Genomic DNA, 14,800 nt, shown 5'->3' on the forward strand with positions numbered 1-14,800 from the left:
ACTCTCAGTGCGTGGCATGGCTGCGTCGCGAAGACGCCAGCAATTGTGTAAGGGGTTCAGCGCCAATCGGTTCGGCGCAGGCAGTGCGCTGGCCGAAGTGGGCGTTATAAGTGGCGATAATTTCGCCGGCGATGGAGATCGCGATTTCAATCGGTAGCTTGCCCTTCACCTCATTTAAGCCCATCGGGCAGCGCATACGCTGCAAAGGGGCGGCGCTGATGCCGCGCTCACGCAGGCGATGTTCAAACTTCATGCGCTTGGTTTTTGAGCCAATCAAGCCGAAGTAGGCAAAGTCGTTGCGTTTGAGCAGGGCGGCGCTGAGTTCCAGGTCCAGGGCGTGATTATGCGTCATGACGATGCAGTAGCAACCCGCAGGCAGCGTATTGATTTCATCAATCGAGTCTTCGCAGACTATTTTGCGTACTCCGGCCGGTATCAATGCCGGGAATTCTTGCTCCCGCGAATCAATCCAGCGCACGCGGCAGGGCAGGCTGGCCAGCAGGGGCACCAGTGCGCGGGCGACATGCCCGGCGCCGAACACCGCTATGTGTGCTTGCACCTGACCCATGGGTTCAAACAGCAGTACCGCCACACCGCCACAGCATTGGCCAAGACTGGCGCCGAGGCTGAAGCGTTGCACATGCGGCCCTTGTGAGTGGGCAGCGAGCATCTCGCGGGCGATGTGCATGGCTTTGAATTCCAGATGGCCGCCACCGATGGTGTCGTAGATCTGGCTGGCGCTGACCAGCATCTTTGCCCCCGCATTCCGGGGCGTTGAGCCTTGTTCTTCGATAAGCGTGACTAGTACGCTCGGTTCGCCCTGTTGCTGCAAATCGGCCAGTGCGCGGATCCAGTCATTCATGGTTTGGCCCTCGCTCATTTGTAGTCGCTGCCGCAGGCTGCGATAAGGGCCGCAGGACCTTCGGTTTTTCAGGGCTGCTACGCAACCCATCGCAGCCTTCGGCAGCGACTACAGCCTTACGCATCTGCTCGCACCCCCACAACACCCGTTCCGGCGTGGCAGGCGTATCAATATCAGGCTGCACGCGATAATCGGCGAGGCTCGCGACCGCATCTTTTATCGCGCACCACGCGGCAATGCCGAGCATAAACGGCGGCTCGCCCACGGCTTTGGAATGGAACACCGTGTCTTCCGGGTTTTTACGGTTTTCGACCAATTTCACTCGCAGATCCATCGGCATGTCGGCCACCGCCGGGATCTTGTAGCTGGCCGGGCCGCTGGTCAGCAGCTTGCCCTTGGCGTTCCACACCAGTTCTTCGCTGGTCAGCCAGCCCACGCCCTGCACATAGCCGCCTTCAACCTGGCCCACATCAATGGCCGGGTTCAGCGAGGCGCCCACGTCATGCAGGATGTCGGTACGCAACATTTTGTATTCGCCGGTCAGGGTGTCGACGATCACTTCTGCGCAGGCAACCCCAAAAGCGTAGTAGTAAAATGGCCGACCACGGGCCTGGCTGCGGTCGTAAAAGATCTTCGGGGTTTTGTAATAGCCGGTACTGGAGAGCGAGACTTGGCCGAAGTGGGCCTGCTGGATCAGTGCTGCAAAACTCAGAATCTGTTCACCGATGCGCACCAGTCCGTTATGGAACACCACGTCCTGAGTGCTGACCTGGTACTTTTCTGCGGCAAACTCAATTAAGCGTTGCTTGATGGTTTGCGCCGCATTTTGCGCTGCCTTGCCATTCAGGTCTGCCCCGCTGGAGGCCGCTGTGGGTGAGGTGTTGGGCACTTTCTCGGTATGAGTGGCGGTGATGTGCACGCGGTCGACTTCCACCTGAAACACCTCAGCCACCACTTGCGCGACCTTGATATTCAGGCCCTGGCCCATTTCTGTGCCGCCGTGGTTCAAGTGAATGCTGCCATCGGTGTAAATGTGGATCAGCGCCCCGGCCTGGTTGAGAAAGCTGGCAGTGAACGAAATGCCGAATTTGACCGGGGTGAGGGCCAGGCCTTTTTTCAGGATCGGGCTGCTGGCATTGAAGGCCTTGATCGCTGCACGGCGCTGCGCGTATTGGCTGCTGGCTTCGAGATCGGCGGTCATTTCATGGAGCAAGTTGTGCTCCACGGTTTGGTAATAGTGAGTCACGTTGCGCTCGGTTTTGCCGTAGTAATTGACCTTGCGCACCGCCAGCGGGTCCAGGTGCAAATGCCGGGCAATCCGGTCCATGACCTCCTCAATGGCGACCATGCCTTGCGGGCCGCCGAAGCCGCGGTACGCCGTGTTCGAGGCGGTGTTGGTCTTGCAGCGGTGCCCATGGATTGTGGCATCGCCTAGGTAATACGCGTTGTCGGCGTGAAACATGGCGCGGTCAACAATGGACCCCGACAAGTCGGGCGAGTAGCCGCAGTTGGCGGCCAGATCCAGTTGGATGCCCTGCAACTGCCCGTTGTCATCGAAACCGACGTCGTACTCGATATAAAACGGATGGCGCTTGCCGGTCATCTGCATGTCTTCGGTGCGCGGCAGGCGCATCTTGGTCGGTTGCCCGGTCAGGTGTGCAATCACCGCACACAAGCATGCGGGGCTGGCGGCCTGGGTCTCTTTGCCACCAAAGCCGCCGCCCATGCGGCGCATGTCGACTGCGACTTTATTCATCGGCACGCCTAGCACCTCGGACACCAGCTTCTGGATCTCGGTCGGATGCTGGGTTGAGCAGTACACGATCATGCCGCCGTCTTCAGTGGGCATGACTGAAGAGATCTGTGTTTCAAGGTAAAAGTGCTCTTGCCCACCGATGTGCAGTTGACCTTGCAGCCGATGGGTGGCCTGGCTCAGCGCGGTGCTGGCGTCGCCGCGCCGGTGAGTGTGGCTGTCGAGCACAAAGTGTTTTTTGCGTAGCGCCTCGACTACATCGAGCACCGGCTCCAGGTCTTCGTACTCGATCACGGCCGCCATTGCGGCCTTGCGGGCGGTGTCCAGGTCGCTGGCTGCCACCGCCAGTACCGGCTGCCCGACAAACTCCACGGTATCGATGGCCAATAACGGATCGCCCGGCAGCAGCGGGCCGATGTCCTTAAGGCCGGGGATATCCTCGTGGGTAATCACCCGTCGCACACCGGCAAAGGTGTAGCAGGGCGCAGTATCGATGCGGATGATGCGTGCGTGGGCCCGGTCAGACAAACGCGCGTACACGTGCAACTGGTTGGGGAATTCCAGCCGGTCATCAATGTACTGTGCCTCGCCCGACACATGTTTATCTGCGCTGTCGTGTTTGACGCTGCGGCCCACACCGGTTTTCAAATCCTGGGCAAACAGGGTGCTCAGTTCAGCCTGAGACAGTTCGATCGCGTGAGGGTTAGACATAGGCCGTTACCCGCGTTTGGAGGTCCGGGGATTGCTGTTCGATAAAGTATTTGCGGAACAGGTTTTGCGCGCAAAGCAAGCGATATTCTTTGCTGGCGCGAAAGTCCGAGAGCGGGCTGAAATCCAGCGACAAGGCGTTGCAGGCTCGTTCCACCGTTGCGCTGTTCCAGGGCGCGTTGTGCAAGACGGCCTCGCAGGCGCTGGCGCGTTTGGGCGTGGCCGCCATGCCGCCGAAGGCCACACGGGCTTCCATCACCACGCCGTTTGCGATGTGCAGATTGAAGGCGGCGCACACGGCGCTGATGTCGTCATCCAGACGCTTGGAGATTTTATAGGCGCGAAACAGATGGCTGGCCTTGGCGCGCGGGATGACGATTTTCTCGATGAATTCGCCTTCAGTTTGGGCGGTCACCCGGTAGTCCAGAAAGTAATCTTCCAGCGCCAGCGTGCGACGTGTAGCCCCTTTGCGTAAGACCAGTTGTGAGCCGAGGGCGATCAGCAGGGGGGGCGAATCACCAATGGGCGAAGCGTTGCCAATGTTGCCGCCCAAAGTGCCTTGGTTACGAATTTGCAGCGAGGCAAAACGCTGTAACAGTTCGCCGAAGTCCGGGTATTCAGTGTTGAGCGTGCGGTAAACATCCGCGAGCGTCACTGCGGCGCCGACTTCGAGGCGATCTGCAAAGCGCTCGATGCGCTTTAGCTCGGCAATCTGCCCCAGAGCAATCATTACCGGCAGGCTGCGGTGAAGTTGCGTGACCTCCAGCGCCAAGTCGGTCCCGCCCGCCAGCAGACGCGCCTGCGGATGCGCTGCATAGGCCAGGGCCAGCTCGTCAAGGGTAAGGGGCAGCAGGCAACGGTTCTCACCGTTATTCAGTTCGCTGGCGCCGACAGGGCGGATGGCCTTGAGTTTGGCCAGGGTAGCGCCGTGTTGCGCATCAAATTGGTCCGCAGGCGCTGAGTGGCAGGCTTGCGCCGCGGCGGCCAGAATCGGTCGATAGCCGGTGCAGCGGCAGAGGTTGCCGGCCAGTGCTTCGTGGGCCTGCTGGTGGTTGGCGTCAGGGCTGTTTTTTTGCAGGGCAAACAACGACATGACAAAGCCGGGTGTGCAAAAGCCACATTGCGAGCCGTGGCAGTCGACCATCGCCTGCTGCACGCTGTGGAGCTGGCCCTGATGCTTGAGGTCTTCAACGCTGATCAACTGTTTGCCATGCAAGGCCGAAACGAATGTCAGGCAGGCATTGAGGCTGCGATAGCGCAGGCCTTCAGTGCCTTGCTCGTCAGTGTGCAGTTCGCCGACAACCACTGTGCAGGCGCCGCAATCACCGCTGGCACAGCCTTCCTTGGTGCCGGGTTTGTGCAGGTGCTGACGCAGGTAATTGAGTACCGTGAGGTTGGGGTCCAGTGCGTGTTCAGTGCGTAGCGTCTGATTAACTAAAAACTGGATCACGGGCGGCCTCGCACTGCACTATTTTTATCGGGAGGGATGAATTGAATCTAGTCATTGCTGACTTCAGGGTCAAGAAATGCCAGTGAGTCATCCCGGTGATTGATCACGACACGCTTTATTTGCTTATTTCGTGCCACATTCGGCGCCCGAGACACTCTGCTTGCACCGCGCAAGTGCGTTACACTCCGCCGCCTGCACTGATCGAAGATTTTGAAGGTACAACATGACGTTCAAGGCGCCGGATAGCCTCGCCGAGCAAATAGCTCACCACCTCGCTGAGCGGATTATTCGTGGCGAGCTCAAGCCTGGAGAACGCATTCAAGAACAGAAGGTAACGCTGGCGCTCAATGTCAGCCGCGGCTCTGTGCGCGAAGCGTTGTTGATCCTGGAGCGTCGACACTTGATCGCGATCCTTCCACGGCGTGGCGCACATGTCACCGAGCTTACTGCGCACAAGGTCCAAAGCCTGTGTACGTTGATGAGCGAGATGTACATCCTGCTCGGCAATGCCGTTGCGCAGCGCTGGACAGCGCCGTCTGACCTGGGGCCTTTCCTGCAAATTCAGCAGCGTCTGGTCGACAGCTACGAGCGCCAGGATATCAGCGCTTTTGTTGAAGACAGCTTCAACGTTATGCGCGCTGCCTACCCGTTTGCCGACAACCCGTATCTGCAAGAAACCGTCGAGAACCTGCACCCGGCCATGAGCCGTGCCTATTACCTGGCACTGGAACAGCGCAAGGCCGAGATGAGCGAGTTTCTGGCGCTATTCGCAGAGCTGCTTGAGGCGGTTCTGGCGCGGGATTTTTCGCAAATTCGTGTCGTACTGAGCCGATATGCTCAGCGCAGCTGTGACCTGGTGTTGTCCGCCTTGACGGTTGCCTGAACGTGCGTCTCAAGTGCATCAAACTGGCGGGCTTCAAATCCTTCGTTGACCCGACAACGGTTAACTTTCCGAGCAATATGGCGGCGGTGGTCGGCCCCAACGGTTGCGGCAAGTCGAACATTATCGACGCCGTGCGTTGGGTAATGGGCGAAAGCTCGGCTAAAAACCTGCGCGGCGAGTCGATGACCGACGTCATCTTCAACGGCTCCACCAGCCGTAAACCCGTGAGTCAGGCCAGTATTGAACTGGTGTTTGATAACTCCGACGGCACGCTGCTGGGCGAATATGCGGCCTACGCCGAGATCTCCATCCGCCGCAAGGTGACCCGCGACAGCCAGACCACTTACTACCTGAACGGCACCAAGTGCCGTCGTCGTGACATCACCGATATTTTCCTCGGCACCGGCCTGGGGCCGCGCAGCTACTCGATCATCGAGCAGGGCATGATCTCCAAGCTGATCGAGTCCAAGCCCGAAGACCTGCGCAACTTTATCGAAGAAGCGGCCGGCATTTCCAAGTACAAGGAGCGGCGTCGCGAGACCGAAAACCGCATTCGTCGCACTCACGAAAACCTCGCGCGCCTGACCGACTTGCGTGAAGAGTTGGGTCGCCAGCTTGAGCGTCTGCACCGTCAGGCCCAGGCCGCCGAGAAGTACCAGGAATACAAAGCCGAAGAGCGTCAGCTCAAGGCGCAGTTGTCCGCCTTGCGCTGGCAAGCCCTGAACGAGCAGGTGGGGCAGCGCGAAACGATCATTGGCGATCAAGAAGTCAGCTTTGAAGCGTTGGTCGCTGAGCAGCGCAATGCCGATGCCAGCATCGAACGCCTGCGTGACGGGCATCACGACCTGTCAGAACGCTTTAATTTGGTGCAAGGGCGCTTCTACTCGGTGGGCGGCGACATCGCCCGCGTCGAACAAAGCATCCAGCACGGCCAGCAACGTTTGCGCCAGTTACAAGACGACTTGCGCGAAGCCGAGCGCTCGCGTCTTGAAACCGAGTCGCACCTGGGGCATGACCGCACGATGCTGGCAACGCTGGGTGAAGAGCTTGACATGTTGGTGCCCGAGCAGGAACTGACCAGCGCCGCCGCTGAAGAGTCGGCGGCCGCGCTCGAAGAATCCGAAGTCACCATGCATGCCTGGCAAGAGCAGTGGGATGCCTTCAACCTGCGCTCGGCCGAGCCGCAACGGCAATCCGAAGTCCTGCAAGCGCGTATCCAGCAACTGGAAACCAGCATGGAGCGCGTGGCTGAACGCCAGCGTCGCTTGGGCGAAGAGCGCGCCTTGCTCGCAGCAGACCCGGAAGATGCTGCGATCCTTGAACTGAGCGAGTTGCTGGCGACCAGCGAACTGACCCAAGAAGAGCTGCAAGCCAGCGAAGAACAGGTGATCGAGCGTCTTGAGCAAGTGCGTCACGACTTGCAGCAAGCCACGCAAAACCAGCAGCAGGCTCAGGGCGAGTTGCAGCGGCTTAACGGTCGTCTGGCTTCCCTTGAAGCGCTGCAACAAGCCGCGTTGGACCCTGGCGCCGGTGCAGGCGAATGGCTGCGTGAGCAGCAACTGGCTGAGCGTCCACGTCTGGCCGAAGGCCTGCGGGTTGAAGCCGGTTGGGAGCTTGCGGTCGAAACGGTGCTGGGTGCCGACCTCCAGGCCGTGTTGGTGGATGATTTTTCACAGGTGGATCTGGCGGGCTTTGCGCAGGGCGATTTGCGCTTGTTCAGCGCCGACGCCACTGCAAGCCGCATCGCTGGGAGTTTGCTGGACAAAGTCGAAGCCGATTTTGATTTGGCGCCCTGGCTGGGCCAGGTCAAACCGGTCGAAACCCTTGAGCAGGCACTGGCTGCGCGCGGGCAACTGGCCGACGGTCAAAGCCTGATCAGCCGTGAAGGTTATTGGGTCGGGCGCAACTTCTTGCGTGTGCGCCGCGCCAGTGAAGCCGAAAGCGGCGTGCTGGCCCGCGGCCAGGAAATCCAGCGTCTGGGGGTTGAGCGCGAAGAGCGTGAAGCCACGCTGGCGTCCTTTGAGGAGCAGTTGCAACGCTTGCGCGAGCAGCAAGTCGCTCAAGAAGACGCGCGTGAGCAAGTTCGTCGCCGCTTGCAGGACGAAGCCCGCCAACAAGGCGAGATCAAAGCCAAGCTATCTGCCAGCAAAGCCAAGGTCGAGCAGTTGACCTTGCGCCGTCGGCGGCTAGACGAAGAGCTGGCCGAGCTCGGCGAGCAACGTGCGCTGGAGCATGAACACGTTGGTGAGGCACGCCTGAACTTGCAGCAAGCGCTGGATGCGATGGCCACTGACACCGAGCAGCGCGAACTGCTGCTGGCCCAGCGCGACAGCTTGCGCGAACGCCTTGACCGGGTGCGTCAAGAAGCCCGTCAGCACAAGGATCACGCCCACCAATTGGCGGTGCGTTTGGGCTCACTCAGGGCACAGCACGACTCGACCCGTCAGGCGCTGGAGCGGCTGGAGTTGCAATCTGAGCGGCTCGCTGAAAAGCGTGAGCAGCTCACCCTCAATCTGGAGGAGGGCGAAGCTCCCCTTGAAGAGCTGCGCCTTAAACTTGAAGAGTTGCTGGATAAACGCCTGAGCGTTGACGAGGAACTTAAAGTTGCGCAATTGGCTCTTGAAGATGCGGACCGTGAACTGCGCGACGCTGAAAAGCGCCGCAACCAGGCTGAGCAACAGTCTCAACTGATTCGTGGCCAGCTTGAGCAGCAGCGTATGGAGTGGCAGGCGCTGACAGTCCGGCGTACCGCGTTACAAGATCAGTTGCTGGCGGACGGCTATGACTTGCACGGGGTGCTGGCAACATTGAGTAACGAACTCAATGAGCAGCAGGCCGAAGAGGAACTTGAGCGGATTGCTGCGCGCATTCAGCGTTTGGGCGCGATTAACCTCGCGGCCATTGATGAATACCAGCAGCAGTCCGAGCGTAAGCGTTATCTGGATGCCCAGGATGCCGATTTGGTCGAAGCGCTGGACACCCTGGAAAACGTTATTCGCAAGATTGATAAAGAAACCCGCAGCCGCTTCAAAGACACCTTTGATCAGATAAATGGTGGATTACAGGCGCTTTTCCCAAAAGTTTTCGGTGGCGGCAGCGCTTATTTGGAACTGACGGGCGAAGATTTACTCGATACAGGGGTAACGATCATGGCGAGGCCGCCGGGCAAAAAGAACAGCACGATTCATTTGCTGTCCGGTGGGGAGAAAGCATTGACGGCTCTGGCACTGGTTTTTGCCATTTTTAAACTCAATCCGGCGCCCTTTTGCATGCTCGACGAAGTTGATGCACCGCTTGATGACGCGAACGTGGGGCGCTATGCACGGTTGGTTAAAGAGATGTCTCAGACCGTGCAATTCATCTACATCACCCACAACAAAATCGCCATGGAAATGGCCGATCAGTTGATGGGGGTGACGATGCACGAGCCAGGTTGTTCACGTCTTGTTGCGGTTGATGTTGAGGAAGCAATGGCAATGGTCGATGCATGAGCTATAAGCAAGTAGGGTTAAAATTTTCTTCATGTAAGAAAATCCCTACGGATTTGACCGATGAGACGCGTAGGTCAGCGGCTACATGGGCCTAACTCAAGGTGACAGACGGTGTAAAGTTATCTTTGGTCGTGTTAATTTAGCGTCTAATTTTTTTGTACGTGGAAAAACGTCATTCAGAACATAGAGTTGGCGCCACGTTTTAAAGGGCTTTAGGCTCTTCTTCATAGAATCATTTTTTTAGGGGCACGGGATTACATGGAAATCGGTCTGCGCGAGTGGCTGATAGTCATCGGCATAGTGGTCATCGCCGGTATTCTTTTTGACGGCTGGCGTCGTATGCGTGGCGGTAAAGGGAAGCTCAAGTTTCGTCTTGACCGCAGTTTTTCCAATGTGCCCGACGAGGAAAACAGCGCCGAGCTGTTAGGCCCGTCACGGGTTCTGGATACGCCGGATCACAAAGAGCCGCAGCTCGATGAGCATGACCTGCCATCGGTGAGCATGCCGCCCCGTGAGAGGTCCTCCAAGCGCGGTAAACGCGCCAGTGAGCCGAGCCAGGGTGATTTGAACCTCAACCTCGATCTTGATGATGACGGTCCAAGCTTCAGTGCGCGTGACGATGATGCCCCTGTTGAAACCAAGCCTCGCGGGCGTCAGACGCCAGCAGTGGCTGCGGCAGAAAGCAAAGAGCCCGCACCGGCAACCGAAGAAGTGCTGGTCATCAGTGTTATCAGCCGTGACCCGGCAGGTTTCAAAGGCCCGGCGCTGCTGCAAAACATTCTTGAGAGCGGCTTGCGTTTCGGTGAGATGGATATTTTCCACCGTCACGAAAGCATGGCCGGCAACGGCGAAGTCCTGTTCTCCATGGCCAATGCCGTGAAGCCGGGCGTGTTCGATCTGGACGACATCGATCTGTTCAGCACGCCAGCGGTGAGCTTCTTCCTCGGCTTGCCAGGCCCACGTCATCCCAAGCAGGCGTTTGATGTGATGGTGGCAGCAGCGCGCAAGTTGTCCCAGGAACTCAACGGCGAACTCAAAGACGACCAGCGCAGCGTGTTGACGGCTCAAACTATTGAGCATTACCGCCAGCGCATCGTCGAATTTGAGCGTCGTGCCCTGACTCAAAAACGCTAAAGCCGTGGGGGCCGTGTGATCGCTCCCGCTGAGTGCACTATGAATTAACACATGAGCAGCCTCGGCTGCTCATTTGCTTTGTGAGAGAAAAGTCCCATGACCGCCGCCAACACCCGCATTCTAGAGCTGCGCGCTGAACTGGATCAGCATAACTACCGTTACCACGTACTCGACGAGCCGAGCATCCCGGACGCTGAGTACGACCGGCTGTTTCGTGAGCTTAAAGCCCTGGAAGCGGAGCACCCGGAACTGGTGACGGCAGATTCGCCGACCCAGCGCGTGGGCAGTGCGGCGTTGTCGGCCTTTACTCAAGTGCGTCACGAAGTGCCCATGCTGAGCCTGGGCAACGCGTTTGATGAAACCGATATGCGCGAATTTGATCGGCGTGTCAGCGAGGGGCTCGATTTACCGGCTGGCGACCTGTTTGGCGGCGGTGCAGAAGTTGAATACAGCTGCGAGCCAAAGCTCGACGGTCTGGCGGTCAGCTTGCTGTATCAGGATGGAGTTCTGGTGCGCGGTGCCACCCGCGGTGATGGCACCACCGGTGAAGACATCAGCGTCAACGTGCGCACTGTGCGAAATATCCCGCTCAAGTTGCAGGGCAGCGGCTGGCCTGCGGTGTTGGAAGTACGCGGCGAGGTGTTTATGTCCAAGGCGGGTTTTGACCGCCTCAATGAAGCCCAACTTGCTGCGGGTGGCAAGACCTTTGCCAACCCGCGTAACGCAGCGGCTGGCAGCCTGCGCCAGCTGGATTCGAAAATCACCGCCAGCCGTCCGCTGGAGTTTTGCTGCTATGGGTTGGGGCAAGTTTCTGAAGAGTTTGCCGATACGCACATTGGCAATCTCAAGCAGTTGCAGCAGTGGGGCATGCCCATCAGTCACGAGTTGAAACTGGCCAAAGGCATTGCCGAGTGCCTGGACTACTACCGTGACATTGGTGAGCGTCGTGCCTCGTTGGCGTATGAAATCGACGGCGTGGTGTTCAAGGTCAACAGCCTGGCCTCGCAACGCGAACTGGGTTTTCGTGCCCGTGAACCGCGCTGGGCAATCGCCCATAAATTCCCGGCAATGGAAGAACTGACTGAACTGCTGGATGTTGAATTCCAGGTCGGGCGTACGGGGGCGGTCACTCCGGTTGCGCGCCTTAAGCCGGTCAAAGTGGCAGGCGTGACCGTGTCCAATGCCACGTTGCACAACATGGACGAAGTGGCACGCTTGGGTCTGATGATTCACGACACCGTGATCATTCGCCGTGCCGGAGATGTGATCCCGCAGGTGGTGCAAGTGATACTCGACCGGCGGCCTGACAATGCGCGCCCGGTGCACATCCCGCAAAACTGCCCGGTGTGCGGCTCCCACGTTGAGCGTACGCAATTGATCAAGCGCAGCAAGGGCCGCGAAACCGTCAGCGAAGGTGCGGTGTACCGCTGCGTCGGGCGGCTGGCCTGTGGTGCGCAATTGAAGCAGGCGATCATCCATTTTGTCTCGCGGCGAGCGATGGACATTGAAGGCCTGGGTGAAAAGAGCGTTGAGCAGTTGGTCGATGAAGGTCTGGTGAGTTCGCCTGCCGATCTGTACACCCTGTCGTTTGAGCAAATCGTCGACCTGGAAGGCTTTGCCGAACTGTCGAGTAACAACTTGTTGGCGGCCATTGCCGATAGCAAGCGTCCGACACTGGCGCGATTTATCTACGCATTGGGTATTCCTGATGTAGGCGAGGAGACAGCCAAGGTTTTGGCGCGCTCATTGGGCTCTCTGGAGCGCGTTCAGCGTGCGTTGCCGCAAGTGCTCACGTACTTGCCGGACGTGGGCCTGGAAGTGGCTCACGAGATCCACAGCTTCTTCAGCGATGACCACAACCGCCAAGTGATTGGTCAATTGCTGGAGCGCGGTCTGGAATTGCAGGATCAAGGTGAGTTGGGCGCTGAATTTGCCGCCAACGCCACCTTGGGCGGGTTGATCGACAAACTGCACATTCCGTCTGTTGGGCCGGGCGGGGCGCAGAAGCTGGCCGACAAGTTTGACACCCTTGAGCGCGTGATCAACGCCGATTGGCTGGACATGCGTCAGGCCTTGCCTGAAAAGCAAGCCAAGGCCGTGCGCGACTTCTTCGACAACCCGGACAATGCGCGACTGGCGCTGGACGTCGAAGCGCAACTGCGCGACTTCGGCATGCACTGGCAGAGCGAGAAAAAAACCGTAGAAGGCTTGCCGCTGGCCGGGCAGACCTGGGTGCTGACCGGCTCGCTGGAATTGATGAGCCGCGACGTCGCCAAAGAAAAGTTGGAAAGCCTCGGCGCCAAAGTCTCGGGCTCGGTGTCAGGCAAAACCCACTGCGTCGTAGCCGGGCCGGGAGCGGGGTCCAAATTGACCAAGGCCAACGAGCTGGGTCTCAAGGTGCTGGATGAAGAAGCGTTCGTGGCGTTCCTTAAAGAGCAGGGTATTGGCCTGTAACGGCTGCAAAACCTGTAGTCGCTGCCGGAGGCTGCGAAGGGTTGCGAAGCAATCCGTTGCTTCGTAGCCTGCGCGAGCTTCATCGCAGCCTTCGGCAGCGACTACTGAGCCAAATACATGCCCGAATCCAAGTACTTGAACCCATTCATTTTTTTATTCTTGAAGCAGCGGTTGTAAGTTTTCGTCAGATAGGTACAATGGCGCCGTTCGCTGCTAGGCGGATGTTGTTATGGTGACCCTATCGGTCCCTCCGCAACGATTACCCGTGAACCTGGTCAGAGCCGGAAGGCAGCAGCCACAGCGGGAACATTGTGTGCCGGGGTGTGGCTGGTGGGGTTGCCTCCATTCTCTAAGTCCTTGATTCTACAAGGATTTTCGCGTCAAAAATCTCGAAGTGTGACAGTGTTTAGGTACACCTGAGTGGTGCACTGTGCTTGCGATCTTACATCGATCATTCACCTCTCGCCATTAAAGCCGTTCAGGTTGAATCGCCATTGGCTCGCTATGGCTGAGTGATGGGTGCGAAAGCCTATGGTGGTCTTGGCGCTCGGCAGTCTTCAAATCCCTATCTCTCCGCTATGGCCAGAAATACACCTTAATTCGATGAGTTACGGGTTTTTATTTTTGGGTTGTACTACTCAGTTGTACTACTGTTCTGATCAGGTTTTGCGAAATCCACCTCCCCCTAAGTACAAGCGATTTAACTGTACGCCGCACTCCTGTAGCGAATGCTGAAGCTCCACGGCTCCCTCCAGTGCCTCTCGAACCCAGCACGCCGGGTAGTCTTTTCCTTTGTGCGTGAAGCCCTCGACCTTGCCGCCCCTGTTGTCATCTATCCAAGAAATCGACGGTCTGTGAACGATCAGTCGATGATGCTTCACCTCGTTCATAAAAGCGTTCATGTACCCGAACCAGTCTGAGGAGAGGGCGTCGCTCAGCCGATTTTTGAGGTCTCCAGCTCGAAGTTTGTCTCTGACGTTGTAGACGTAGAAAATGCCCGTGAGGGGCTCGGGCAGTAATAGTCCATTTAGCAGCTGTCCAAAACTGTCAAACGAGTTCCGCGTCGTTGCGATACAGGCAATCAGGTTGGCTTGGCTGACTAGGTCGGCCTTCTGCAAGACCCCTTCATCGTCATGGCATAGATATATGTGATCCTCAAACTTTGCCCCGTGTGGATCGTTTTCAGTGTTGAATGCGGCGAAAGCATCGCGGGCCAGACACTTGTGATAGTGAAATATCTCGCTCGAGCGACCAAGAGAATTGATGATCTGGACAAGCCTTTCGCTAGACTGTGGTTGGCGAATTTTGACCTCTGCCCTCAATGCCTCCAAGTGCCATGCCGAACTCATATTCACTTCCTTTTACGTGGTAGTAATCCAGTTTAGCCTGAGTCGCTGCCCGGCAGGCGTATGCGACAACCTGCGGAAGTTTTTGCAGGATGTACAGCACGAACTGATCGGGCAAACCTCCGCCAGCAGGCTTGATAGCTCGAAGAAGCAATTCGCCGTTACCTTGACGAATGGATTTGGATACGAGTTTACCGATGGTGACTTGAAGCGTATCCAGCAGCTAATAAATGAGTTGCGTGAGATGGTTAGTGCAAACACCGAGTTGGATGAAGGCCACAAGCAACGCATGCTCAAGCGCCTTGAGAAGATGCAATCGGAGTTACACAAGAAAATGTCCGACATCAGTCGCTTCTACGAATTGATGGGGGATGCTGGTGTGGCTCTAGGCAAGCTGGGCGAGGGCGCCAAGCCATTTGTGGATCGGATCAAAGAGATAGTTGATATTGGGTGGAAGTCGCAGGCTCGTGCAGAGCAGTTGCAATCAGATGCCGAGAATCCAATGATCGGACATGAGTCAGAGCCAAAGCTTTTAGACTGATCCAAACCGCTACTTCTGTCTCAATGCCACCGATAACAGCGGGCCACTACACACACACACCAAGGAATTCATCGTGAAGGCATGGGTTGGGGCGGTTGCAGTGGCCGGGATGCTGGTGAGTGGGTTGCGACTGCTGAAACCGAACTGCATCAAACACTGACCTCCGGGGAGTACAGCA

The 14,800-nt window shown here is 57.8% G+C and carries 9 protein-coding genes and 1 other RNA gene; 6 read left to right on the plus strand and 4 right to left on the minus strand.

The window, feature by feature from the left end; all coding sequences use genetic code 11:
- Positions 1 to 4 precede the first annotated feature (4 nt).
- Genes xdhC through xdhA form a run of 3 tightly spaced genes read right to left on the minus strand, consistent with a single transcriptional unit; the run spans position 5 to position 4,773 of the window.
- Entirely contained in the window at positions 5 to 862 is an 858-nt protein-coding gene (xdhC, locus tag ACJJU9_RS08435) for a xanthine dehydrogenase accessory protein XdhC (RefSeq protein ID WP_407730446.1), read from the minus strand.
- Positions 855 to 3,326: a xanthine dehydrogenase molybdopterin binding subunit gene (gene xdhB / locus ACJJU9_RS08440; RefSeq protein ID WP_407730447.1), complete on the minus strand. Its 2,472-nt coding sequence runs from the start codon at positions 3,324 to 3,326 to the stop codon at positions 855 to 857. The genes xdhC and xdhB overlap by 8 nt, the downstream gene beginning before the upstream one ends.
- Positions 3,319 to 4,773 carry a xanthine dehydrogenase small subunit gene (gene xdhA / locus ACJJU9_RS08445; protein WP_407730448.1) on the minus strand — a complete coding sequence of 485 codons (1,455 nt, stop codon included), beginning with the start codon at positions 4,771 to 4,773 and terminating at the stop codon, positions 3,319 to 3,321. The genes xdhB and xdhA overlap by 8 nt, the downstream gene beginning before the upstream one ends.
- A 223-nt stretch (positions 4,774 to 4,996) precedes the next feature.
- On the opposite strand from xdhA, the gene ACJJU9_RS08450 reads away from it, so the two are divergent.
- The 5 genes from ACJJU9_RS08450 (at position 4,997) to ffs (ending at position 13,071) form a co-directional block, all read left to right on the plus strand.
- Positions 4,997 to 5,656, plus strand: a complete 660-nt coding sequence (locus tag ACJJU9_RS08450) for a GntR family transcriptional regulator (protein ID WP_048368483.1) — start codon at positions 4,997 to 4,999, stop codon at positions 5,654 to 5,656.
- Positions 5,657 to 5,658: 2 nt separating this feature from the next.
- Complete coding sequence (gene smc / locus ACJJU9_RS08455) at positions 5,659 to 9,147, plus strand: chromosome segregation protein SMC (protein ID WP_407730449.1); 3,489 nt, start codon at positions 5,659 to 5,661, stop codon at positions 9,145 to 9,147.
- A 258-nt stretch (positions 9,148 to 9,405) separates the two neighbouring features.
- Positions 9,406 to 10,281, plus strand: a complete 876-nt coding sequence (gene zipA, locus ACJJU9_RS08460) for a cell division protein ZipA (protein WP_407730450.1) — start codon at positions 9,406 to 9,408, stop codon at positions 10,279 to 10,281.
- A gap of 96 nt (positions 10,282 to 10,377) precedes the next feature.
- Positions 10,378 to 12,735: an NAD-dependent DNA ligase LigA gene (gene ligA, locus ACJJU9_RS08465; RefSeq protein ID WP_407730451.1), complete on the plus strand. Its 2,358-nt coding sequence runs from the start codon at positions 10,378 to 10,380 to the stop codon at positions 12,733 to 12,735.
- A gap of 239 nt (positions 12,736 to 12,974) precedes the next feature.
- Positions 12,975 to 13,071: signal recognition particle sRNA small type (ffs, locus tag ACJJU9_RS08470), an RNA gene on the plus strand.
- A 323-nt stretch (positions 13,072 to 13,394) separates the two neighbouring features.
- Here the strand turns inward: ffs and ACJJU9_RS08475 are convergent.
- A complete protein-coding gene (locus ACJJU9_RS08475; protein WP_407730452.1) occupies positions 13,395 to 14,084 on the minus strand; it encodes a hypothetical protein in 690 nt (229 codons plus the stop codon).
- A gap of 82 nt (positions 14,085 to 14,166) precedes the next feature.
- On the opposite strand from ACJJU9_RS08475, the gene ACJJU9_RS08480 reads away from it, so the two are divergent.
- A complete protein-coding gene (locus tag ACJJU9_RS08480; RefSeq protein ID WP_407730453.1) occupies positions 14,167 to 14,622 on the plus strand; it encodes a hypothetical protein in 456 nt (151 codons plus the stop codon).
- Positions 14,623 to 14,800: the final 178 nt, after the last annotated feature.

Source organism: Pseudomonas helleri (assembly GCF_045830615.1).
GTDB lineage: Bacteria > Pseudomonadota > Gammaproteobacteria > Pseudomonadales > Pseudomonadaceae > Aquipseudomonas > Aquipseudomonas helleri.